Source organism: Stagnimonas sp. FW305-C-60, assembly GCF_058782965.1.
In genome coordinates, this window is sequence record NZ_JBYSYF010000001.1 from 674,489 (window position 1) to 696,492 (window position 22,004).

Annotated in this window: 19 protein-coding genes; 16 read left to right on the forward strand and 3 right to left on the reverse strand. The window is 69.2% G+C overall.

The window, feature by feature from the left end; translation table 11 throughout:
* Nucleotides 1-84 precede the first annotated feature (84 nt).
* The 7 genes from AC3WT6_RS03070 to AC3WT6_RS03100 all read left to right on the forward strand — a co-directional run bounded on the left by AC3WT6_RS03070 (nt 85) and on the right by AC3WT6_RS03100 (nt 9,277).
* The gene (locus AC3WT6_RS03070) at nt 85-1,335 is read left to right on the forward strand and encodes a TolC family protein (RefSeq protein ID WP_492652087.1); all 1,251 of its coding nucleotides are present in this window, start codon (nt 85-87) and stop codon (nt 1,333-1,335) included.
* Complete coding sequence (locus tag AC3WT6_RS03075) at nt 1,332-2,429, forward strand: efflux RND transporter periplasmic adaptor subunit (RefSeq protein ID WP_492652088.1); 1,098 nt, start codon at nt 1,332-1,334, stop codon at nt 2,427-2,429. Before AC3WT6_RS03070 ends, AC3WT6_RS03075 begins: the two co-directional genes overlap by 4 nt.
* A gap of 2 nt (nt 2,430-2,431) precedes the next feature.
* Nucleotides 2,432-5,515: an efflux RND transporter permease subunit gene (locus AC3WT6_RS03080; RefSeq protein ID WP_492652089.1), complete on the forward strand. Its 3,084-nt coding sequence runs from the start codon at nt 2,432-2,434 to the stop codon at nt 5,513-5,515.
* Nucleotides 5,516-5,614: 99 nt separating this feature from the next.
* Nucleotides 5,615-7,084 (forward strand): DUF5666 domain-containing protein, encoded by a 1,470-nt coding sequence (locus tag AC3WT6_RS03085; protein ID WP_492652090.1) that lies wholly within the window; start codon nt 5,615-5,617, stop codon nt 7,082-7,084.
* A 182-nt stretch (nt 7,085-7,266) separates the two neighbouring features.
* Complete coding sequence (locus tag AC3WT6_RS03090; RefSeq protein WP_492652091.1) at nt 7,267-7,986, forward strand: Crp/Fnr family transcriptional regulator; 720 nt, start codon at nt 7,267-7,269, stop codon at nt 7,984-7,986.
* A 146-nt stretch (nt 7,987-8,132) separates the two neighbouring features.
* Nucleotides 8,133-8,843: a Crp/Fnr family transcriptional regulator gene (locus AC3WT6_RS03095; RefSeq protein WP_492652092.1), complete on the forward strand. Its 711-nt coding sequence runs from the start codon at nt 8,133-8,135 to the stop codon at nt 8,841-8,843.
* Between the two features lie 119 nt (nt 8,844-8,962).
* On the forward strand, nt 8,963-9,277 hold the full coding sequence (locus tag AC3WT6_RS03100) for a hypothetical protein (protein ID WP_492652093.1): 315 nt from the start codon (nt 8,963-8,965) through the stop codon (nt 9,275-9,277).
* A gap of 69 nt (nt 9,278-9,346) precedes the next feature.
* On the opposite strand, the gene AC3WT6_RS03105 is transcribed toward AC3WT6_RS03100, so the two are convergent.
* Nucleotides 9,347-9,685, reverse strand: coding sequence for a hypothetical protein (locus AC3WT6_RS03105; protein WP_492652094.1), 339 nt, complete (start codon nt 9,683-9,685; stop codon nt 9,347-9,349).
* Between the two features lie 222 nt (nt 9,686-9,907).
* Here AC3WT6_RS03105 and AC3WT6_RS03110 point away from each other — a divergent pair, with 222 nt between their 5' ends.
* The 4 genes from AC3WT6_RS03110 (at nt 9,908) to AC3WT6_RS03125 (ending at nt 11,953) form a co-directional block, all read left to right on the forward strand.
* Entirely contained in the window at nt 9,908-10,171 is a 264-nt protein-coding gene (locus tag AC3WT6_RS03110; RefSeq protein ID WP_492652095.1) for a hypothetical protein, read from the forward strand.
* A complete protein-coding gene (locus AC3WT6_RS03115; protein ID WP_492652096.1) occupies nt 10,168-10,380 on the forward strand; it encodes a CsbD family protein in 213 nt (70 codons plus the stop codon). Before AC3WT6_RS03110 ends, AC3WT6_RS03115 begins: the two co-directional genes overlap by 4 nt.
* 347 nt (nt 10,381-10,727) lie before the next feature.
* Nucleotides 10,728-11,066 carry a DUF4398 domain-containing protein gene (locus AC3WT6_RS03120; RefSeq protein WP_492652097.1) on the forward strand — a complete coding sequence of 113 codons (339 nt, stop codon included), beginning with the start codon at nt 10,728-10,730 and terminating at the stop codon, nt 11,064-11,066.
* A complete protein-coding gene (locus AC3WT6_RS03125; protein ID WP_492652098.1) occupies nt 11,066-11,953 on the forward strand; it encodes an OmpA family protein in 888 nt (295 codons plus the stop codon). The genes AC3WT6_RS03120 and AC3WT6_RS03125 overlap by 1 nt, the downstream gene beginning before the upstream one ends.
* A gap of 325 nt (nt 11,954-12,278) precedes the next feature.
* Here the strand turns inward: AC3WT6_RS03125 and AC3WT6_RS03130 are convergent, their stop codons facing one another.
* Nucleotides 12,279-13,031: an MHYT domain-containing protein gene (locus AC3WT6_RS03130; protein ID WP_492652099.1), complete on the reverse strand. Its 753-nt coding sequence runs from the start codon at nt 13,029-13,031 to the stop codon at nt 12,279-12,281.
* 161 nt (nt 13,032-13,192) lie between these two features.
* Between AC3WT6_RS03130 and AC3WT6_RS03135 the strand changes: the two genes are divergently transcribed.
* From AC3WT6_RS03135 to AC3WT6_RS03145, 3 genes are read left to right on the forward strand one after another with little or no spacing between them, the layout of a single operon-like run.
* Entirely contained in the window at nt 13,193-13,675 is a 483-nt protein-coding gene (locus AC3WT6_RS03135; protein ID WP_492652100.1) for a type 2 periplasmic-binding domain-containing protein, read from the forward strand.
* The gene (locus AC3WT6_RS03140; protein ID WP_492652101.1) at nt 13,662-14,879 is read left to right on the forward strand and encodes a porin family protein; all 1,218 of its coding nucleotides are present in this window, start codon (nt 13,662-13,664) and stop codon (nt 14,877-14,879) included. The genes AC3WT6_RS03135 and AC3WT6_RS03140 overlap by 14 nt, the downstream gene beginning before the upstream one ends.
* A gap of 6 nt (nt 14,880-14,885) precedes the next feature.
* Entirely contained in the window at nt 14,886-17,867 is a 2,982-nt protein-coding gene (locus AC3WT6_RS03145; RefSeq protein WP_492652102.1) for a hybrid sensor histidine kinase/response regulator, read from the forward strand.
* On the opposite strand, the gene AC3WT6_RS03150 is transcribed toward AC3WT6_RS03145, so the two are convergent.
* A complete protein-coding gene (locus AC3WT6_RS03150; protein ID WP_492652103.1) occupies nt 17,864-19,072 on the reverse strand; it encodes an EAL domain-containing response regulator in 1,209 nt (402 codons plus the stop codon). The two genes, AC3WT6_RS03145 and AC3WT6_RS03150, sit on opposite strands and share 4 nt — an antisense overlap.
* A gap of 909 nt (nt 19,073-19,981) precedes the next feature.
* Here AC3WT6_RS03150 and AC3WT6_RS03155 point away from each other — a divergent pair.
* Both AC3WT6_RS03155 and AC3WT6_RS03160 read left to right on the forward strand, forming a co-directional pair.
* Complete coding sequence (locus AC3WT6_RS03155) at nt 19,982-20,860, forward strand: ABC transporter ATP-binding protein (RefSeq protein ID WP_492652104.1); 879 nt, start codon at nt 19,982-19,984, stop codon at nt 20,858-20,860.
* Nucleotides 20,861-20,969: 109 nt separating this feature from the next.
* Nucleotides 20,970-21,980 carry an ABC transporter permease gene (locus tag AC3WT6_RS03160; protein WP_492652105.1) on the forward strand — a complete coding sequence of 337 codons (1,011 nt, stop codon included), beginning with the start codon at nt 20,970-20,972 and terminating at the stop codon, nt 21,978-21,980.
* The last annotated feature ends 24 nt before the right edge of the window (nt 21,981-22,004 follow it).

Genomic DNA, 22,004 nt, shown 5'->3' on the forward strand with positions numbered 1-22,004 from the left:
ATTAACGTTTGTTCATGCTTCGGACATGCTCCGGCAAGGCTCGATTGCCGAAGGTAATCGCCATACTTCGGCCGAGCGGCAGATATGTTTTCCAGGCAACTCCCCAGCACGCTGCTGATCCTGCTGATGGCCCTGGCCGCGCCGGCGTGGGCGCAGAGCCCCGCCGACCACGAGGCCGAGGAGCGCCTGGTGCTCGAGACCGATGCGGACTTGAGCCTGGCCGGCGTGCTCGAGGCGGCGCTGGCGCGCGCGCCGGGCGCCGCGCTGGTCGCCGCGCAGGCCGGGTTGGCCGACACCTATCGACAGCGCGCCGGGAGCTGGCTGGCCGGCGCCCCCAGCGCCCAGTTGCGCTACCTCAGCGACCGCTGGCAGACCCGCCAGGGGCTTAGCGAGGCCGAGTTCGGCTTCGAGCTGCCGTTGTGGCGACCCGGCCAGCGCCAGGCCCTGGCCGGCGAGGTCGGTGCCAGTCGCGCGCTGGCTGGCGAGGCCGCGCGCCTGCACCGCTGGCGGCTCGCCGGTCTGGTGCGGGAGCGCTACTGGGAGCTGCGCGAAGCGAGCGAGCGCCTGAACCTGGCGCAGGCGGAACTGGACTCCTTCCGGCAACTGGAAGCCGAGGTGCGGGCCCGGGTCGCCGCCGGTGACGCCGCGCCAGCCGAGGTGCTCAGCGCCGAGGGCCTGCGTCGCGAGCGCGAGGCGGCGGTGCACGAAGCCGAGGTGGTGCTGGCCGACCGGCACTTCGCCTGGCGGGTGCTGACCGGCCTGTCGGCCTTGCCCGCCGAACGGGTCGAGCCGGTCACCGCGACGCCGGGCGATTACCTGCCCTTGCTGGCGGCACGCGCGGCCAGGGACCAGGCCGAAGCCGCGCTCGCCGCCGGCCGCCGCGAGGGCGCCGGCGCGCCGCGCTTGCTGCTGGGCCTGCGCCAGGATCAGCAGGACGGCGCCGATACCACCGACAGCCTCTCCGCCCAGCTCAGCCTGCCCTTCGGTGGCGGCAGTCACCGGGAGGCGCGCCTGGCGCCGCTGGAGTTGGAGGCGGCACGCGCCGCCGACGAGCTGCGCCGCCAGCAGCAGGAGGCGGAACTGGCGCAGCACGAGGCCGAGCACGAGTTGCACGCGCGCGAGGTGGCGCTCGCCGACAGCCAGGGCCGCTACGCGCTCGCCAGCCAGGAGCTGGCGCTGGCGCGCCGCGCCTACGCACTGGGCGAGAGCGCCCTAGTCGAGCGCCTGCTCAGCGAAGTCCGCGCCGCCGAAGCCGGGCGCGTCCAGCAACTGTCGCGACTGGCGCTGGCCCGCGCCATCGCCCGCTACAACCAGGTTCATGGAGTGTTGCCGTGAGAGTTCCCGTTCCCTTTCTGATTTCCTGCTACGCCAGCGGCTTGCTGCTGGGCGTCTGTCTTGCCCTGCCGGCAACGGCGCGGGCCGCGCCGGAGACGTTGGCGATCAGCGCCGCGCAGATCCAGAGCCTGGGCATCCGCCTGGAGCGGCCGCGGCGACTCGACCAAGCCGCCGGTACGCGGCTGTCGGCGCAGGTGGTGCCGGCGCCCGAGGCCGAATGGGTGGTGACCGCGCCCGCCGCCGGCGTGCTGGTGCGCCTGCCGGTGGCCGAGGGCGAGGCGGTCGCCGCCGGTGCGGTGCTCGCCGAGCTGCGCAGCCCCGAGGCCCCGCAACTCGCCGCCGAGCTGGCGCAGGCGGAGTCGGCGGCGCGGCTGGCGCGCGCCGACAGCGACCGCGACCAGCAATTGCATCGCGAGGGCATCATCGCCGCCCGCCGCGCCCAGGCCAGCGAGCAGGCCGCCTTGCAGGCCGAGAGCCAGTTGGCCGCCATCCGCATGCGCCTGCGCCTGCAGGGTCTGAGCGCCGCCGAGGCGAGCCAGGGCCGGGTGCTGGCGCGCGCGCCGTCTGCCGCCACCGTGGTCGAGCGTCTGGCGCGGCCGGGGCAGCGCCTGGCCGAGGCCGATCCGCTGCTGCGGCTGATCGACCCGCGCCGGCTGATGCTGGAGCTGCAATGGCCGGTCGCCGAGCCGGCGCCGGTGGCGGGCGAGCGCCTGCGCCTGCCCGATGGCCGCGAGGCCAGCGTGCGGCAGGTCGGCTGGGCGGCGAGCAGCAGCACCCAGACCCTGCCGGTGCGCGCGACGCTGCCGGCGGCGGCCGGCGATCTGCGGCCTGGCCAGTGGCTCAAGGTGCAGCGCCTGCTCGGCGGCGAGGGGCCGGCCTGGAGCCTGCCGGCCAGCGCGGTCAGCCGCCATGCCGGTGGCGCGGTGGTATTCCTGCGCGAGGCGCAGGGCTTCCGGGTGCTGCCGGTGACGGTGCTCGCGCAGGACGGTGAGCGACTGAGCCTGCGTGCCGAGCTGAGCGCCGACAGCCAGGTCGCGGTCAGCGGCACGGTGGCGCTCAAGGGCGCCTGGCAGGGCCACGGCGGAGGCGAATAGCCATGCTGCTTGCGCTTACCCGCGCGGCGCTGACGCGACCGCTGCTCGCCTTGCTCGCCGCCCTGGTTCTGGTGGTGGCCGGCGGCTATAGCTTTCACCGCCTGCCGATCGACGCCTTCCCCGACGTCTCCGCGCCGCAGGTGAAGATCATCGTCAAGGTCGCCGGCATGACGCCGGAGGAGATGGAGACCCGGGTGACCGCGCCGGTCGAGCTGGAACTGCTGGGCCTGCCCAGCCAGACCATGCTGCGTTCCACCACCAAGTACGGCCTGGCCGACATCACCCTCGACTTCGCCGACGGCACCGACATCTATTGGGCGCGCAGCCAGGTCGCCGAGCGGCTCAACGCGATCTGGGGTTCGCTGCCGGCGAACGCCAGCGGCGGTCTGGCGCCGATCACCACGCCGCTGGGCGAGATGCTGATGTTCACGGTGGAAGGCCCGCAGTCGCTGGCCGAACGCCGGCAGGTGCTGGACTGGCAGATCCGGCCGGCGCTGCGCACGGTCGCCGGCGTCGCCGACGTCAACGTGCTGGGGGGGCGCGCCACCGCCTATGAGGTGGTGCCCGATCCCGCGCGTCTGGCCGCCTCCGGGCTCAGCCTCGACGAACTGCGCGCCACGCTGGAGCGCTTCAACCGCAACGACGGCGCCGGTCGCGTCAACGAGGGCGAGGAGGCGCTGCTGGTGCGGGTGCAGGGGCGGCTGGAGTCGCTGGACGACATCGGCAATCTGGTGCTGCGCGCCGAGGGCAGTGCCCTGGTGCGCGTGCGCGACGTCGCCGAGGTGCGCCTGGGCGCGCTCACCCGCATGGGCGGCGTCACCCGCAACGGCGAGGGTGAAACCGTGCAGGGCCTGGTGCTGGGCCTGCGTGGCGCCAATGCCGGCGAGCTGGTGGCCGGGGTGCAGGCGCGTCTGGACGAACTGCGGCCGCGGCTGCCCGAGGGCATGCACATCGTCACCTTCTACAACCGCGGCGAGCTGGTCGGCAAAGCCGTGAATACCGTCGCCAAGGCGCTGGGCGAGGCGGTGGTGCTGGTGCTGATCCTGCTGGTGCTGTTCCTCGGCAACCTGCGCGCCGCCCTGGTGGTGGCCCTGGTGCTGCCGCTGTCGGCGCTGTGGACCTTCGTGCTGATGCGCGCCAGCGGGCTCACCGCCAACCTGATGAGTCTGGGTGGCCTGGCCATCGCCATCGGCATGCTGGTGGATGCGGCGGTGGTGGTGGTGGAGAACATCGTCGCCCATCTGCACGAGAGCGATCACGGCGGCGCCGTGCAGGACCACAACAAGACCCGGCTGGTGCTGGAGGCGGTGCGCGAGGTAGCGGTGCCGGTGGTGGCCGGCATGGCGATCATCGCCCTGGTGTTCCTGCCGCTGCTGAGTCTGCAAGGCCTCGAAGGCAAGCTGTTTTCGCCGGTGGCGCTGACCATCGTCTACGCGCTGGCCGGCTCGCTGCTGCTGTCGCTGACCGTGATCCCGCTGGCGGCGCGCTGGCTGCTAAACGAGAGCGGCCACGACGATCCCTGGCTGCCGCGCAAGCTGGCGCGGCTCTATCAGCCACTGCTGGTCGCGGCGCTGGCGCGACCGCGCTCGGTGGTGGCGGCGGCGCTGGCGCTGCTGCTGGTCACCGGCGTGATCTATGGCCGCATCGGCAAGACCTTCATGCCGACCATGGACGAAGGCAGCCTGATCGTGCAGTTGGAGAAACTGCCCTCGATCAACCTCGACGCCTCGCTGGCGATCGACACCGCGTTCCAGAAGGCGGCGCTGGCGCGGGTGCCGGAGCTGGAGCTGGTGGTGGCGCGCGCCGGCAGCGACGAGATCGGCCTCGACCCCATGGGCCTCAACCAGACTGATTCATTCTTCGCGCTCAAGCCGCGCAGCGAATGGCGCTTCCAGACCAAGCAGGAAATCCTCGACGCCCTGCGCGAGGTGCTGAAGGATTTTCCCGGCGTCGCCTACGCCTTCAACCAGCCGATCGAGATGCGCGTCTCCGAGCTGATCCTCGGCGTGCGCGGCGATCTGGCGGTGCGGCTCTACGGCCCCGATCTGGCGGTGCTCAACGCCAAGGCGGCGGAGATCGCCGACAGCCTGCGCACCGTCGCCGGCGCCGAGGACGTCTACTACCTCGCCAACGAGGGTGTGCAATACCTGCGCGCCCTGCCCGACGGCGAGGCGCTCGCGCGCCACGGCCTGAGCGTCGATGCGCTGTCGGAGCTGCTGCGCCTGCAGATCGAGGGCGAGCCGGTGGGGTTGATCCAGAAGGACGGCCGCCGCTATCCGCTGTTGCTGCGCGCCTCTGGCGCCGCGCAGTCGCCCGAGCAACTCGCGGCGCTGCCGCTGCAACTGCCGGACGGCGAGCGGCTCAGCCTTGGCCAGTTGGCGCGCATCGAGCGGGTCAGCGGGCCGGTGCAGATCGGCCGCGAGCTGGGCGAGCGCAACACTGTGGTGATCGCCAATGTCCGCGACCGTGACCTGGTCAGCTTCGTCGAGGAAGCACGCGCCCGCGTGCAGCAGGCGGTGCCGCTGCCGGCCGGCTACCGCCTGAGCTGGGGCGGGCAGTTCGAGAACCAGCAGCGCGCCGCGCAGCGCCTGGCGCTGGTGGTGCCGGTGGCGCTGGCGCTGATCTTCCTGATCCTGTTCGGCGTGTTCGGCTCGCTGCGGCAGGCGGTGCTGGTGCTCAGCAACATCCCCTTCGCGCTGATCGGCGGCGTGCTGGCGCTCGCGGTGTCCGGCGAATACCTCTCGGTGCCGGCCTCGGTGGGCTTCATCGCCCTGCTCGGCATCGCCGTGCTCAACGGCGTGGTGCTGGTCAGTTACTTCAACCAGTTGCGGGCCGAAGGTCTGCCGCTGGCGGAAGTGGTGGTGCAGGGCGCGCTGCGCCGACTGCGGCCGGTGCTGCTCACCGCCAGCATGACCGCCATCGGCCTGGTGCCCATGCTGTTCGCCAGCGGGCCGGGCTCGGAGATTCAGCGGCCGCTCGCCATCGTGGTGATCGGCGGCCTGGTCAGCAGCACCCTGCTGACCCTGGTGCTGCTGCCCATCCTCTACCGGCGCTTCGCCGAGCCGCGGCCTTCGGTCGGCGGCTGAGGGCCGATGAACAGCTATTCATGCTCCGGCAATGTTTCAGACAGGCGGGTCCAGGCAGTATCGGCCTGCCGCTGGTATGCGGCTCTTTCTGGAGCAGACATGAAAAAACTATCTCTCGCCGCGATCGCGGCGCTTGGTCTTGGCGCCTGTGGTGGCGGCAATGACCCCAGCGGAGCCAGCCTGGTGATGCCGCCGGCGAAGACTGCGGCCGGTGTGGTCGGCGGCACGCCCACGGCGCTGACCTTTGGCGGCCTGCCGGCCAGCATCAGCGGCAGCGTCACCCAGAACGGCAAACCAGCCAGCGCCAACGACGTGCAGCCCGGCGATGTCATCCAGGCCCGCGTCGTCGCCAGCAGCGCCAAGGCTGACGGCGCCGTGCAGTTGTCGGAGGTCGCGGTGCGCTTCGAGGTGAAAGGTGCGCTGTCGCGAGTCGACGTCGCCGCCGGCCTGCTGGAGCTGTACTCGCAGACCGTGCTGGTCGATGCCCTGACCCGCATCTACGAGGACAACCCGGACGACAGCTATACCTCGCTGACGCTGGCCGATCTGAGCGTGGGCGACTATGTCGAGGTCTCCGGCCAGCGCCAGGCCGATGGCCAGGTGGTCGCCACCCGTGTCGAGCGCAAGCTGTTGCAGGCCGGCGATGCCGGCTATTCCGAGGTGGAGCTGCGCGGCCCGGTGAGCGGCCTCGATACCGTGGCCAAGAGCTTCCTGATTGACGGCCAGGGCGTCGACTACGGCAGCGCGACGCTGAGCGGCAGCCTGGCCAACGGCGTCCGGGCGGAGGTCGAAGGCAGCCTCAGCGGCAGCCGCCTGGTCGCCCGCAAGGTCGAGGTGGAATCCCGCGCCAGCGGCGAGCGCAGCGGCGAAGGCGAGTTGGAAGCCCAGCTCAGTGGCCTGGATACCACGGCGCGGCGCTTCAACCTGCTCGGCTATGTGGTCGACTACAGCCAGGCCAGTCTCAGCGGCACGCTGGTGGAAGGCGCGCGGGTGGAGGTCGAGGGCCGCTTCGACGCCAACGATGCCAACCTGCTGCGCGCCAGCAAGGTCGAGGTCAAGCACCGCAACGCCGGCTCCGGTGCCGCCGACGGCGAGGTCAAGGGCGCGCTCGCGGCGGTCGATGCGATGGCGCGGACCTTCGAGGTCGGCAGCGCCGGCTACTACGCCGATGATTCCACCGTGATCGAGCGCGACGATCGCGCCGTGAGCTTCGACCAGCTGCAGAACGGCGGCTTCGTGGAAGTGAAGTTCGACAGCACTCGCCAGGTTTCTGGCCGCAGCTATGCGGTGAAGGTCGAGCTCAAGTCCGGCAGCGGCGGCGGCTCGGGCAGCAGCGGCGGGCAGGAGCTCAAGGGCGAGATCAGCGGCTTTGACGCCGGCGCCAAGAGCTTCGTGCTCAATGGCACCACGGTGCAGGTGAACGCCAGCACCCGTTACGAGGAAGGCGACCAGGCCAGCAGCGAGGCGGCGTTCTTCGGCGCCGATCGCAACGGCCAGCGCTGCGAGGTGAAGGGCAGCTTGAACGGCGCGGTGCTGCTCGCCGGCAAGATCGAGCTGGAGAGCGAGTAGGAGTCCGCGTGACGGCGGCGGCCCGGTAGCCCCCGGGCCGCCGCCTAAGTGGCGCGGGTACTGTGTGCGGCAACGTACATGCGGGTCCAGGCAAATGCGCCTAGAGTGTCGCCAAGCCGGCGCGCATCCCCTATGAATTTGCGGGGGGATTGCCCCCACGGCAGCTCAACGGGAAAGGGCGCATGGACGAAACTCACCTGCCGCAACAGAATCATCTGCTCTGGGCGCTGCCGGTGGAAGCCAGGGAGAGGGTGTTCCCGCGCCTGGAACTGGTGCCGATGCCCTTGGGGCATGTGCTCTACGAGTCCGGGCGCAGCTTGCAGCATGTTTACTTCCCCACCGATTCGATCGTCTCCCTGCTGTACGTGATGGAAGACGGCGCCTCGGCGGAAATCGCCGTGGTCGGCAACGAGGGCATGGTCGGCGTCGCGCTGTTCATGGGCGGCGAGACCACACCCAACCGCGCGGTGGTGCAGAGCGCAGGCCACGCCTATCGCCTGAAGGGCGCGCTGCTCAAGCAGGAGTTCAACCGCTCCGGCCCCCTGCAGCACCTGCTGCTGCGCTACACCCAGGCGCTGCTGACCCAGATGTCGCAGACCGCGGTCTGCAACCGCCATCACAGCGTCGACCAGCAGCTCTGCCGCTGGCTGCTGCTGAGCCTGGACCGTCTGCACTCCAATCAGCTGAACATGACCCAGGAGCTGATCGCCAACATGCTCGGCGTGCGCCGCGAAGGCGTCACCGAAGCCGCCGGCAAGCTGCAGGCGCAGGGCCTGATCCGCTACCGCCGCGGTCAGATCACCGTGCTCGACCGGCCCGGCTTGGAGCAGGCCGCCTGCGAGTGCTACGCGGTGGTCAAGCGCGAGTTCGACCGCCTGTTGCCGGAAGTGGTGGCGATCTAGCACCGAGCGAGCCGTCCCGGTATCGCCTGCGTGTCCCAGCGTACCGACGCGGCCTTGTGCCGACGACAGTCTGGGTTCGGCGGTATTCCGGGCACGGCAGGGTGCCGGGGTTTCGGGCCGCACCCCCTCGCTCCTGGAGTCCGCACATGCCTAGCCTGGGCGCCAAACCGGTCACCAACAATCAGTTGCTCGACCGTCTGCCCAAACGCCTGGGGCAGGGCCTGCGTGCGGATTGCGAGCTGGTGCAGCTCATGGCCGGCGAGTCGCTGGGTGAGCCCGAGTCACCGATTAGCGCGATCTACTTCCCCAGCGGCAGCTACATCTCGCTGAGCGCGCCGGTGGTCGCCACCACCGCGCTGGAAGTGGCGCTGGTCGGCCGCGAAGGCATGCTCGGCCTGCCTTTGCTGCTTGGCGGCCGTCATTCCTCGCTGCGGGCGGTGGTGCGCGGCGCCGGGCCGGCCTGGCGAATGCGGGCGCCGCAGTTCCGGCGTCTGCTGCGGGCCCAGCCCGTGCTGCGCGGCCAGCTCGAGATCTATGCCTGCGTGGTGTTCAGCCAGCTGGCGCAGACCGCGGTCTGCGCCAGCTTCCACCCCATCGAGGCGCGGCTGGCGCGCTGGCTCCTGATGGCCGACGACCGCGGCCAGGGCCAGCGCATCCAGCAAACCCATGCCCAGCTCGCCGCGCTGCTGGGTGTGCGCCGCAGCGGTGTGACCACCGCCGCCGGCGAGTTGCAGCGGCGCCAGCTGATCCGCTACAGCCGCGGCGGCATTCGCATCCTCGACCGGCCCGGCCTGCAGCAGGCCGCCTGCGACTGCTATCAGCGGTTGAACGCGATCTATTCCGGGCTGCTGCCCTAGCTCCAATCGGGCCTGGGTGCGCCAGCGTACCGACGCCGGCTGCTGCCGGCCCTAGCCTGTCTGACTTGATGCCGCCGACCTCGAAACAGGCGGGGCACCACCGGCACTGGAGCAGCGCCATGATCCGACACGATGACGATCAGGAAGTCAGCTACACCGCTCCCCTGTTGCTGCCGCTGCCCGAGCGCATCGGCCAGGCGCGGCCGGTACTGGCAGCCCCGACGACCCACGCTTACGTCGAACTGCTCAACCGCAAGGGCAGCCTCGATGGGCCGGTCGCCGTCTATGGCCCCAAGGGCAATCTCGATCTCTTGCCGGCGGCGGTGCCGCTGCTGGTACCGGCGCTGCTGGCGGTGCTGGCGCTGTCGCAGCTGGGCTGGCTGGGTTGGTCCTTGCGCCGTCGCCAGCGTGACGCCCGCCGGGCTGCGGTTTGAGCGGCACCAGCGCCGTGGCCGTACCGACGACCGCGCTGCCAGCGGCGCTGGCCCGGCTGCCGCCCTAGACTAGAGCTTGTACTGGCTGAGAAAGCCGAGAACCTGGCGATCGGCCACCGGCGCTGCGCGGCTGTAGCGGGCCTGCACCAGGAGGCTCAGCCTGCCGGCATCGCCACCGGACTCCAGCAACTCCGCCTCGCTGAGCCGCGACCAGACGATGCGGGCGCTGCCGATGTGCAGCTTCCAGCGCGCGCTGGCCAAGGCCACGCCCGCCGCCTCGCGCTCGGGCGCGGTGCTCTGATCTACCGAAGGGCTGGTGCTGCGGCGGACCATCAGCTCGCCGGCGGGCTTCTGGCTGTAGGGCTCTAGCTTGGCGGTGTTATGCGCAGCGGGTGGTTGCTTGGTCATGCTTGCGGCTCCTCGCAGCTCGCTAAGCCTCATGCCGCGTGCGCTGCACCGGCAGCTTGGCCGCCGCCGGGCGCGCGGTCTGTACGTCGTCGCACGTACGCCAACAACGCCGGGTGGCTAAGAGCGCCAGCGTACCGACCTTGGCCGGCAGGCTCTCTACCGTGGCGGTTGTAGTCAGAGCGCCCTTCGCAATCTCGCGAGCCGCTGGCCACGGAGAACCTCATGACCCATCTGAATCCCCCCAACGGCGGCGCTGGCATCGGCAGGCCGACCATCGCCACCGCCCACGCCAAGCCCAACCCCGCCGCCTACAGCAAACCGCAGCCGGTGCCCGCCAAGACCCTCAACAACCCCAAGGACACCGCCCAGGAAGCGGTGCATGAGATCCAGCCGAAAGCCTCGGCGAAGGCGGCCGCCACACCGGCCCCGAGCACCGCCGCGAAGGGCGATGACGACGCCATGAGCAAGCCGGCGAAGCGCTCATGAGCCTGCCCAGCGTGGATGCCCTCAAGGGCCAATGGAAGCAACAGGTCGGTGCCGCCAAGATCGCCTGGGGCAAGCTCACCGAAGACGAGTTGCTGCGCCTGGAAGGGCATCAGGAAAAGCTCGCCGGCCTGGTGCAGGAGCGTTACGCGGTGACGCGCGACGAGGCCGACAAACAGGTGAAGAGCTTTTTTGAGAAGAACAAGATTTAAAGCTCGGCAATAGCCAATAAGCCGCACCGCGCCCAGTCGGGCCGGTGCGGCTTTTTTGTCGGCGATGCCGACTGCCGGGTACGCCAGCGCACAGACCCTGTGTCCGCACCCCGCCATTGTGCAAACCGTCAGCAGTGCCAGCGCCAACCGGCGTCTGGTTCGCCGGGCTCCTAATAAAGCCCCGCAAGCGCTGGCTTTCTTTGAGTCCCGATCACTTCACTTTCTTCGGCGTGCTTGGAGAACCGCTCCGCTCCACTTTCACCAGGACGATCCCCATGCAGCCAACAAAGTATCCAGCCATTTCACTACCCCCAACACGCAAGCCCTTGCGGCCGGCACTGTTGGCCATGCTGTTGTTCGCTACCGCCTGCGCCTCGGCGCCGCAGCCACCCACCGACGCCCTGCAAGCGGCGGAGTTGGCGATCCGCAATGCCGAGCAGGCGCGGGTGGCCGACTACGCCTCGCCGGAACTGGGCGAGGCCCGCGACCAGTTGGCCGCCGCCCGCAGCGCGGTGGAAAAAGAGCAGATGGTGCAAGCCCAGCGGCTGGCCGAGCGCGCGCGGCTGAGTGCCGAGCTGGCCAGCGCCAAGGCCGAGCAGGCGAAAGCCCGCGGCGTGAATGAAGAACTCCTGAAAGGCACCGACAGCCTCAAGCAGGAAATGCAGCGGAACACCGGAGCCAAGTAATGAACCAGCTAAGCCCTAACCTCAAAAAACTGATCCCGATCGCCGCCGCGGCGCTGTTTCTGGCCGCCTGCGCCCCCGCCGCCACCAAGCCCGATGGCGCCGATGCCTTGCACGCCAGGCTCCTGGCGCTGCAAGCCGACCCGCAGCTCGCCAGCCGCGCGCCGGTGGCGCTCAAGGAAGCCGAGCAGGCGGTGCAAGCCGCCGAGCAACCCACCGAAGACACTGAGTTGGGTCAGCATCTGGTGCTGATCGCCGATCGCAAGCTGGATATCGCCAGCGCGCGGGCGCGGAGCCGCTTGCTGGAGGACCAGCGCAAGACCCTGGCCGAGCAGCGCGAGAGCACCCGTCTGGAAGCCCGCACCAACGAGGCCGACCGCGCGCATGAAGCGGTTCGTGTGGCGCGCGGCGAGACCGAGCTGGCACGCGGCCAGGCCGATGCCGCCGCGCTGGCGACGCAGACCGCGCAGCAGCAGGCCGAGGAATTGCAGCGGCAGATCGCCGAGCTCAACGCCAAGGACAGCGAACGCGGCCTGGTGGTGACCCTGGGCGATCTGCTGTTCGCCACCGGCCGCTCCGATCTGCGTGGCAGCGCCGCCGGCCATCTCAGCAAGCTGGCGCAGTTTCTCACCCGCTATCCGGCGCGCACCGTGGTCATCGAAGGCCACACCGATACCGTCGGCAGTGAGGACTACAACCAGGGCCTGTCGCAGCGCCGCGCCGAAGCGGTGAAGGCCTATCTGATCGGCCAGGGCGTCGGCGCCAGCCGACTCGCCGCCGCCGGTCTCGGCGAAGGCAGTCCGGTGGGCAGCAATGAGTCGGCCACCGGCCGTCAGCAGAATCGCCGCGTCGAAGTAATCATCAGCAACGCCCTGACCTCGGCCAGATAAGCCCAGGCAGAAAAGGCGGCGAGTCGGCGCAGGCCGGCTCGCCGCTTTTTGTTGGTCACGCTCTGCGCTCAGTCGCGCCACCCCGGCCGGCCGCCGCCGAAGGGGTTGGTGGCGGCGCGCAGGTCTTCGGCCAGCTGCGCGGCGAGATCTATGCGGAATCGCTGCTGATCCTGGTCACTACCAGCCCGCCGCTGAGCTTCTCCACGCCGGATCGCCCGGAGCAGCGCGAGCGCGGCGTGCAGCAGTTGCTGGCGCTGTGGAATCAGCGCATCGAACCGCGCTCCGATCTGCCGGAGATCATCAGGCGCCTGATGCTGGCGTGGCGCTAGCGGCGGGCGTCGGGTCGGCGCAGCGTCAGGTAGATGGTGCCGCCCAGCAGGGCCAGCATGAGGCCGGCGATGGCATAGCCCAGCTCCTCGCCGTCGAGATCGAAGGCGGGACTGACGCCGCAGATGGAGTCGGGCGCGAAGTCGGCGGCGGCCATGCCGGTGTAGTGCATGCCGCTGATCGCCAGGCCCATGACCAGGGCAGCCAGCAGGCGCAGCGCGCTGCCGCGGTGGCTGGTGTGGGCGCGCAGCACGAAGGCAAGGTAGAGCGCCGCCACCGAGGCGCTGACTGCGATCAGCATCGAGGCGGCGAACACCGCCGGCTGGTAGTCGATGCCCGGCTGCATGCGCATCGCCGCCATGCCGGTGTAGTGCATGGCGCAGATGCCGGCGCCCATGATGATTCCGCCGGCGACCAGTACCGGCGGGTCCACTTCATCGGCGCTGATGACCGCCAGTCGGCTGACCACCGTGAGTGCGAAGCCCGAACTGACAATCGCCATCAGCAGCGACAAGGCGGTGAGTGCGGGGTCGTAGGCCATGCGGATCGGCAGGCTGTAGGCCAGCATGCCGATGAAGTGCATCGACCAGATGCCGCTGCCCATGGCGAAGGCGCCTCCCAGCAGCCACTTCCAGGTGGCGCTGCCGCGGGTGCCGACCACGTGTCCGGCCAGCGCCAGCGCGGTGTAGGAGGCCAGGGCCGCGATCAAGATCGACAGCAGAACCAGGTCAATGTCGTAGCTGGCAGTCACCGTACGGTCTCCATGCGCGTTCGGCCTTGGGATGTCGGGGCCTGTCACCCGAGGAAGAATCCCATATCCACAACACGGACGGCTGCGGTCAGCGTAATCTGGCTCCAGCCGTTGGTTTGGGAACAAACATAATTCTGTCTGGAACTGGGGGGAGAATCCTGGTGCGCCGGAAATTCGCCAAGCGGTTGCTGATGTTTGGCCGTAGCGCCCTCTTGTGGCTGCTGGTCTGCGCCTGCCCGGCCGCCGCCGAAGACGCGGTGCAGATCATCACCAGCCCGGATTTGAGCGGCCAGGAGTTCAGCCGCTCGACCTTGCAGGCGATCTTCCTGATGCGCGTCCGCCAATGGCCCGACGGCACCCCGATACGCACCTTCGTGATGCCGGAAAGCAGCCCGCTGCACGATCGCTTCGCGCGTGAAAAGCTCGGCACCTATCCATACATCCTGCGCCGCAACTGGGATCGGCTGGTGTTCACCGGCACCGGCCTTGCGCCCGAGGTGGTACACAGTGAGGAAGAGATGCGCCAGAAGGTGATGAGCTCGAAGGGTGCCATCGGCTATCTGCCGGCGGGGCCGCGCTCGCAGCTGAGTTTCCATTCCCTAGCCAGCAATGATCGCAAGGAGCGCGAGCATGCGAGTCCCTGAACGGGTGCGTCCGGATCGACCTGGGCGATTGCGCCTGGCCCTGGCCTGGGCGCTGGCGCTGGGCCTCGCCGGGCCGGCGCGGGCGCTGGACTACCAGGTGCATGGCTTTCTCTCCCAGGGCTTCATCCTGAGCGAGGGCAATGACTACTACGGCGACAGTACCGCCGGCAGCTTCGAGTACTACGAGGCCGGCCTCAACGGCTCGCTCAAGCCGCTGCCCGATCTGCTGCTCTCGGCGCAGTTGCTGTTGCGCGACGCCGGCCCCACCGACGATGGCGGTCCGCGCCTGGACTACGCCTTCGCCGATTACCGCTTCCTGTCCGGCGAGGCCGGCAATCTCGGCCTGCGTGCCGGGCGGGTGAAGAATTCCTACGGGCTGTTCAACGAGACCCGCGACGTGGTGTTTACCCGCCCTGGCGTCCTGTTGCCGCTGTCGGTGTACTTCGAGAGCCAGGGCGCGCGCACCCTGTTGTTCTCCTCCGATGGCGTCCAGGCCTATGGCGGCCTGAACCTGGACAGCCACTACTTCTCGCTGGCGGCGACCTACGCCCCGGATCATGGGCTGGGTACCGCCGAGGAGGAGCGCCTGGTTGGTTCTCTGGCCAGTCAGGGCCGGGTTGATTTGCGCGACTTTCGTATGGCGCGCCTGCAGGACGACTGGGGTGGTGGCCGCTGGACTGCGGCGCTCTCCTACATCCATGGACGGCTGGCTTTCGAAGCCAATCCCGGCGTGCCCACCGACTTCGACTTCGGCTTTGATCTCTACCTGCTGTCCGGCCGCTACAACGCCGAGCGCTACAGCCTGACCGCGGAATACGGGATCACCAGCTTCGATGGCAGCTTGCGCACTTTCGGGGTTCCCGCGCATCTGGATTTTCTCAGCGACGGCTACTATCTGCAGGCCGACTACTTCCTGAGCCCGCGCTGGACGCTGATGGCCCGCTACGACGTCGGTGCGCTCGACCGCAACGACCGCAACGGCAGCGACTGCGCCACTTCCAACGGCCTGCCGCAGGACAAGCACGCCTGCTACGCGCACGACCTCAGCGCCGGGGTCAACTGGCGGCCGGACGAGCACTGGGGTTTCTGGGCCGAGTACCACCTGATCGACGGCACCTACAGCGTGTCCCAGCAGGACAACGCCAACAAGCCGCTGGACCCGCACTGGTCGATGCTGCTGCTGATGGGCTCCTATCGGTTTTAGCCGCCCATGCCGACCTGGAAGGCGGGAGCGCCCACCCCTTATCGCCTGTCCCTGCGCTGGAAGCTGCTGCTGGTGCTGGGCCTGCTCCTCGGGGTGGTGCACAGCTTTCTGGGCTATCTCGGCTACCGCAATCTGATCGAGCAGAGCGAGCGGCAGACGGGCAGTGACCTGGCCACCTATCAGGCGGTGTTGGAGGCATTGCTGGAGCAGTCGGTACACGAGCAGGAGCGCCTGGCGGCGCAGATCGGTACGGCGGTCGATGCCGAGCAACTGCACGGAGCGCAGCCCAGCGAGGCGCTGGCGGTGGATCTGCTCGCTGATCTGACCGCCGTCGAATACTTCGACAGCGCAGGCGCGGCGCTGGCGGTGTGGAGCTGGAGCGAGCTGATCGCCGAGAGCGGGCCAGCCGCGGCACCTACCACCGCTCTGCAGCTGGCCCGCGAACAGGCCTTGCGGGTGGTGGCGCGCGAGCACCGGCCGCAAGCGTTTCTGTACTGCGCGCAGCAGTGCGTGCAGCAGGTGTTCGTGCCTGCCTTCGACCGCGCCGGCAAGGAGGTGATCGTCGGCGTCGGCCGCACCCTTGCCAGCACCCTGCTGGCGTTCAAGCAGCTGACCGGTGCCGATGTCGCCCTGCTGATCCGGCCCGGCACCGCCGGCGCCGGGTCCGACGCCGGCGCCAGCTTCTGGGGGCGGCGGCTGATGGCGGTGACCGACGCCGGCGAGCTGCTGCCGCTGCTGCAGGCCTATGGTCAGCGCTCCCGGCCGCCGGGGCCGGACCAGCAATTACCGCTGCCGGGTGCCGATGGGCAGCTGATGCTGGCGCTCAAGCCGCTGCCAGTCAGCGTCGTCGATGGTCGCGCCGAAGCGCTGTACATCAAGGACAACAGCGCCGCCGCCGCACGCATCCGTCAGGACCTCTGGCGCTTCGAGTCAGTCGCGGTGTTCGGGCTGGTGGTTTCGGTCGCCGTGGTGTTTCTGCTGCTCACGCCCTCGCTGCGCCGCCTGCGGGGCGTCAGCCGCGCCCTGCCGCTGTTGGCCGAGCAGCGCTTTGCGGAAGCGCGCGGGCTGATGCTGAAGGCCAGGCGCGACCATGGCTGGAGCGACGAGATCGACGGTCTCAACATGATCGCGCTGGAGCTCGGCGATAAGCTGGAGCGGCTGATGGGCGCCGAGGCGGCGAGCGAGGCCAAGTCGCGCTTCCTGGCGGTGATGAGCCACGAAATCCGCACGCCGATGAACGGCATCCTCGGCTTGCTGGAGCTGCTCCAGCTCTCCGATTTGAGCCCCGAGCAGCACGAGCGGGTGCGGGTCATCGGCGACTCCGCCACCACCTTGCTGGCGGTGCTCGACGACGTGCTCGATTTCTCCAAGATCGAGGCCGGCCAGATTCGCATCGAGCAGTTGCCGGTGCCGCTGCGCGAGCTGGTCGAGGGCTGCATGCTGACCTTCACCTCCGCCGCCTACGACAAGGGGCTGCGGCTGGTGGTGTTTGTCGATCCGGCGTTGCCAGCCCTGGTGCGTGCCGACCCGGTACGCCTGCGCCAGATCCTGTTCAACCTGTGCAGCAACGCCATCAAGTTCACCGCCCAGGGGCGGGTGCTGGTGCGCGCCGAACCCCTGGGGACCACGGCCGGTGCGGTGCGGGTACGCTTCAGTGTCGCCGACACCGGCATCGGCATGCCGCCCCAGGTGCAGGAGAAGCTGTTCCGGCCCTTCCAGCAGGGCGAGATCTCCACCACGCGCCGCTATGGCGGCACCGGGCTTGGGCTTTCGATCTGCAAGGCCCTGGTCGAGCGCATGGGCGGGTCGATCAGCGTCCGCAGCGCGCCCGGCGAGGGCAGCGAGTTCTGCGTCGAGCTTGAGCTGGCGCTCGCCGAGCCGGCGCCGCCGGCCTGGCCGACCGATCTGCTCGCCGGCGTCGCGGTGGCACTGCGCCTGCGCGACGCCGACGAGAGCGAGATCCTGCGCTGCTATCTGCGCAGCGCCGGAGCGACGCCGCTCGCCGCCGACGCGGCCGGGGCCGACTATCACCTGGAAGAGGATTCCAGCCGCGAGGCCATCCATCTGCGCCGGCACGGCGACCAGGTCACCGCCTTTCGCAGTCTTGACCGCCCGGTGCGCGCCGCCACCCTGCTGTACTGGCTGGCGGAAATGAGTGGCCGCGCCGACCGGGCACCGCCGCCTTCGTCTTCGGCCCAGACCCGCGCGAACGCGCTGCTGCTGAGCCCGGCCGAGGCAGAGCGGCAGGGCCGGCTGATCCTGGTTGCCGAAGATCACCCCACCAACCGCCTGGTGATCGGCGCCCAGCTCAAGCGCCTGGGCTATGTCGCCGACCTGGCGGCCGACGGCCGCGAGGCGCTGGCTCTGGCCGGCCAGCGTGATTACGCGGCGCTGCTCACCGATCTGCACATGCCGGAGATGGACGGCCTGCAGCTGGCCCGGGAACTGCGCGCGCAGGAGGCCGCCGGCCAGCGGGCGGGGCGGCTGCCGATCATCGCGCTCACCGCCGATGCGCTCTCCGGCGAGGTCGAGCAATGCCGGGCGGTGGGCATGGATGACTTCCTGATCAAGCCGGCGACGCTGGATCATCTGGCGGCGCGGCTCGAGCGCTGGATACCGGCACGGGTGCCAGAGCCGCCACCGCCCATCGATATGGCAGCGCTCAAGGCGATCCATGGCGACGACGCGGAAATGCTGGAGCTGGTGTTGCAGGATTTTCAGCGGATCAACACGCCGCTGTTCGCGCAACTGGAAGCGAGCTGGCGGGACGGGCAGTCGGCGCAGCTGCTGGCGCTGGCGCACAAGCTGAAAGGCTCCGCCCGCTTCGCCGGCGCCCAGCAACTGGCCGAGCGGCTGGCCGAACTGGAGCAGCAAGCCCGGCATGGCAGCCCGAATGGCCTGCAGCAGGCCATGGAGCAGACCAAGGCCGCCTACACCGTAGTCTGCGACTGGCTGACCGGGCGGCGCCAGCACGACGGCAAACCCTAGCCGCGCAGCGTCGCCTCGCGCGCCAGGGCCCAGCGCGGCAGATCCTGCTTGGGCATGGCATGCGCCACGTAATAGCCCTGCACCAGGTCGCAGCCCAGTTCGCGCATCAGCTCGTAGTCGGCCTCGGTCTCCACGCCTTCCGCGCAGGTCTTGAGGTTGAGCGCGCGCGCCAGCCGGATGCTGGATTCGGCGATGCTGCGCAGGCTGGGGTCGCGCGAGGCGCCGTCGACAAACGCGCGGTCGATCTTGAGCTCGCTGAACGGGAAGCGCTTGAGCTGCTCCAGCGAGGAATAGCCGGTGCCAAAGTCGTCGATCGACAGCCGATAGCCGCGCAGGCGCAGCCGGGTCACCACGTCCAGCGAGCGTGCCAGATCCTTCATCACCCCGGACTCGGTGATTTCCAGAATCAGCTTGTCCGGCGCGGTGTCGTAGCGGGCCGTTTCGGCGCTCAGCTGTTCGGGCAGGTCGAGGTGGTCCAGGCTGTCGATAGTCAGGTTGACCGACACCGGAATGTCCAGGCCGTGGGCGCGCCATTGCTGCTGGGCGGCCAGCGATTTACCCACCACCAGCTGAGTCAGCAGATCCGCCAGGCCGGACTGCTCGGCGAGCGGGATGAAGCTGCTCGGCATCAGGATGCGGCCATCGGGCTTGAGCCAGCGTGCCAGCGCCTCGGCTCCCGCCAGCCGGCCGCTGCGCAGGCCGACCTTGGGCTGCATGTAGACGTCGATTTCCCCGGCTTCCAGGGCGGCGCGCAGTTCGGCGACGGAAATCTCCGAGCCCGTCTTCGACGGCGGCATCGGCGCGGGCTCGGGCTCGCCGATGTGGGAGATGAGCTGGTTCAGCGCCGCTGAGGAGACCGGCTTCTGCAGGGTGCCGAGGATGCGCAGCTGCCGGGCCTGGGCCACCTGCTCGGCGGCGCGCAGGGTCTTGGCGTCGGCACTGCTCATCAGGATCAGCGCGGCGGAGGCCTGCAGGCTGGCGAAATCGCGCAGCAGCTCGATGCCATCGAGTCCGGGCATCTTCAGATCGCAGATCACCAGATCAAACTGGCGCGCCTCGCCCAGTATCCGGCGGGCGGTCTGGCCATCGGCGGCGGTCACCACCTCCGCGCCCAGCTTCTGCACCATCCTGGCGACCACCGAGAGCACGAACTCGTCGTCGTCCACCACCAGTGCCGCATTCAGCTTGCTCGCGGTTGACGGCATGCATCCTCCATATGGTGGCTGCCCCGGCAGCCTGTTGATCGGCGCCGTTCCGGTCTGGACAGACCAAGCCGGGCGGCACTCGTCCCTGCGCATGACTATAGCCCGGCATCGGTGCCGACAGCGCCAATGCCCGGCGATGCTGGCTGCCGATGGCGCAGGCCGTGGCGCGGCTTGCGAGCGCCTGTGTCAGCAGCTGACAGGCTTTGACAGTCCTGCGCCCGGCGTCGGCTGTCAGCAGTGGCGCATGACAAATCGTTCATGGCCTTGCGCGAGCCGAAGCTGCTTCATGACTCTGCTGTCGCTTTGCAAAAAACTAAGCAAACACCCTGCACAAAGCGGACCCGATCCTGCATCCTTCGCCCCGCAACACGACCGCGATGGAGCGAATTTTGTGGGTTGCATCCTCGCCGGTTCTGTTTACGCCCCCACATTCCGACCGCTCAACGCCGACCCGCGCACAGTTCCTGCGTGGTGACGGAAAGTTGGCGCGAAGAGTGCTTGTCACCCAATTGCCAGGTTCAACTAGTAGGTTGTTGTACATGCTCAAGCCAGCCAAAACACAGGGTCGCCGGCGTCCGCGGACGCTCCAGTGGCTGCTGCTGGCCGAGTGCCTGTGGGTCTCTGTCAATGCAAGGGTTCGGCGCAAGCGGCGTTAACGCACCGACCGGAGCCCCGAGCAAGGGCTTTCCGGCAAGGCCCAGAGGCTCAAGCAAAAACCTGACGTCGGCGCCAACTTTCAAACCCGTCACTTCCGGGCGCTTTCTTCCTTCTTTCGTTTCTCGCGGGCCGGACAGGCGAGTCGGCTCCCGACCGTCTGCCTCGGTGGTCTGCACCCGCCTGCTCGTCGCTGTCGATGGCGCCGCAGGCGCTGAGTCCGCGCGCCTCTCTGTTTCTGGTTCCGGATAGCCCATGGCCATCGTTCTTTCCGTGCGCGAGTTGCGCAAGCACTATCCGAAGGTCAAGGCCGTCGACGGCGTGAGCTTCGAGCTTGAAGAGGGCCGCTGCCTGGGTCTGCTCGGCCCCAATGGCGCCGGCAAGAGCACCACCATCGAGATGCTCGAAGGTCTGGTGGAACCGAGCTCGGGCGAAATCCTCTATCGCGGCCGCCCGCTGGACGCGCGCTACCGCCAGCGGGTCGGCATGCAGTTCCAGGCTACCGCCCTGCAGGACTTTCTCACCGTGCGCGAGAACCTGGAGCTGTTCCACGCGCTCTACGACCGCACGCTGCCGCTGGAGCAGCTGATCGCCGCCTGCCACCTCGAGGACTTCCTCGACCGCGACCATCGCAAGCTCTCCGGCGGCCAGCGCCAGCGTCTGCTGCTGGCCATCGCCCTGGTCAACGATCCCGACCTGGTGTTTCTCGACGAGCCCACCACCGGTCTTGATCCGCAGGCGCGGCGCAACTTCTGGGAGCTGGTGCAAGCGGTGAAGGCGCGTGGCACCACGGTCGTGCTCACCACGCATTACATGGAAGAGGCCTACCTGCTCAGCGACGACATCGCGATCATGGATCACGGCCATGTGATCGCCCGCGGTACGCCGCAAAGCCTGCTCGCCGAGCACTTCAACGACAGCGTGCTGGAGCTGCCGGCCATCGAGGTCGAGGGGCGCCAGATCGACCTGCCGCTGGTGCGCAAGGATGACCGGGTGGAAATCCTCAGCGCCGACGTCAACGGCGCCCTGCGCAAGCTGCTCGACGCCGGCCTCTCGCTGGCGCAGCTGAAGATCCGCCCGCGCACCCTGGAAGACCTGTTCATCCAGCTCACCGGCAAGGAGTTGCGCGCATGAGCTACCGACCGAGGGCCCCGCGCAGCGGGATCGGGCGCAAGGCGAATGCGCGCCATGCGCGACCAGAGCCCAGCTTCCGCATCCGTCTCGCTTTCGGGAGCGCAACCGCGTGAAAAGACTCTTCGCAATGGTCAAGGCGCGCATGCTGGAAGTGGCGCGCGACCGCCTGGTGCTGATCTGGAACCTGGTGTTCGCGCCGCTCTTGATGGTGGGCATGGCGCTGGTGTTTTCCGGCAGCCCGCAGATGGTCGCCAAGGTCGGCGTGCTCGGCGACGCGCCGCTCACCGCCGAGACCTATCCCTTCCTGGGCACGCCGGCGGTGCAGTTCTACCGCGAGAGCACGCCGGAGGAAGGCATCCTGAAGGTGGAGCGGCAGAGCATCGACCTGCTGCTCGACCTGCGCAGCCAGCCGGCGCGCTACTGGCTCAACGACGACTCCGCCAAGGGTCGCCTGCTGCAGCAGTTGCTGATGGCCGGCGACGGCCGCGCCCAGCCACAGCCGGTGAGCGGCGAGCAGCTGCGCTATGCCGACTGGCTGGTGCCGGGCCTCTTGGCGCTCAACATCATGCTGTCCAGCCTGTTCGCGGTCGGCCATGTGATCGTCCGCTACCGCAAGTCCGGCTATCTCAAGCGCCTCAAGGGCACGCCGCTGCGCGCGGTGGAGTTCGTCGGCGCGCAGATGATCGCCTGCCTGATCCTGGTGGTGGTCATCACCGCCGCCATGTTCACCGCCTGCAACGCCATGCTCGGCCTGCGCATGGAAGGCAATTACCTCAACCTGCTGCTGGTGGCGACGCTGGGCTCGATGAGCATGATCGCCATGAGCCTGCTGGTGGCCGCGCGGGTCGCCAGCGAGGAGCTTTCCGGCGGCCTGCTCAACCTCATTGCCTGGCCGATGCTGGTGCTCTCCGGCGTGTTCTTCTCGCTGGATGGCGCGCCCTCGCTGGTGCAGGCGCTGGCGGCGCTGCTGCCGCTCACCCACATGCTCGATGCCGGACGCGCGGTGATGCTCGACGGCGCCGGCCTGCTCGATATCGCTCCCGACCTGCTGGCGCTCTGCGCGATGACCGCGGTGTTCCTGGCCTTGGGCGCGTGGCTGTTCCGCTGGACCTCGGATTGAAACCGGCCGGCCCTTTTGAGCCCG

What these genes read in the sequence shown, in the direction of transcription:
- AC3WT6_RS03070 (WP_492652087.1), top strand. Translation starts at nt 85, where the DNA reads ATGTTTTCCAGGCAACTCCCCAGCACGCTGCTGATCCTGCTGATGGCC.
- AC3WT6_RS03080 (WP_492652089.1), top strand. Translation starts at nt 2,432, where the DNA reads ATGCTGCTTGCGCTTACCCGCGCGGCGCTGACGCGACCGCTGCTCGCC.
- AC3WT6_RS03085 (WP_492652090.1), top strand. Translation starts at nt 5,615, where the DNA reads ATGAAAAAACTATCTCTCGCCGCGATCGCGGCGCTTGGTCTTGGCGCC.
- AC3WT6_RS03090 (WP_492652091.1), top strand. Translation starts at nt 7,267, where the DNA reads ATGGACGAAACTCACCTGCCGCAACAGAATCATCTGCTCTGGGCGCTG.
- AC3WT6_RS03095 (WP_492652092.1), top strand. Translation starts at nt 8,133, where the DNA reads ATGCCTAGCCTGGGCGCCAAACCGGTCACCAACAATCAGTTGCTCGAC.
- AC3WT6_RS03100 (WP_492652093.1), top strand. Translation starts at nt 8,963, where the DNA reads ATGATCCGACACGATGACGATCAGGAAGTCAGCTACACCGCTCCCCTG.
- AC3WT6_RS03105 (WP_492652094.1), bottom strand. Translation starts at nt 9,685, where the DNA reads ATGACCAAGCAACCACCCGCTGCGCATAACACCGCCAAGCTAGAGCCC.
- AC3WT6_RS03110 (WP_492652095.1), top strand. Translation starts at nt 9,908, where the DNA reads ATGACCCATCTGAATCCCCCCAACGGCGGCGCTGGCATCGGCAGGCCG.
- AC3WT6_RS03115 (WP_492652096.1), top strand. Translation starts at nt 10,168, where the DNA reads ATGAGCCTGCCCAGCGTGGATGCCCTCAAGGGCCAATGGAAGCAACAG.
- AC3WT6_RS03120 (WP_492652097.1), top strand. Translation starts at nt 10,728, where the DNA reads ATGCTGTTGTTCGCTACCGCCTGCGCCTCGGCGCCGCAGCCACCCACC.
- AC3WT6_RS03125 (WP_492652098.1), top strand. Translation starts at nt 11,066, where the DNA reads ATGAACCAGCTAAGCCCTAACCTCAAAAAACTGATCCCGATCGCCGCC.
- AC3WT6_RS03140 (WP_492652101.1), top strand. Translation starts at nt 13,662, where the DNA reads ATGCGAGTCCCTGAACGGGTGCGTCCGGATCGACCTGGGCGATTGCGC.
- AC3WT6_RS03145 (WP_492652102.1), top strand. Translation starts at nt 14,886, where the DNA reads ATGCCGACCTGGAAGGCGGGAGCGCCCACCCCTTATCGCCTGTCCCTG.
- AC3WT6_RS03150 (WP_492652103.1), bottom strand. Translation starts at nt 19,072, where the DNA reads ATGCCGTCAACCGCGAGCAAGCTGAATGCGGCACTGGTGGTGGACGAC.
- AC3WT6_RS03155 (WP_492652104.1), top strand. Translation starts at nt 19,982, where the DNA reads ATGGCCATCGTTCTTTCCGTGCGCGAGTTGCGCAAGCACTATCCGAAG.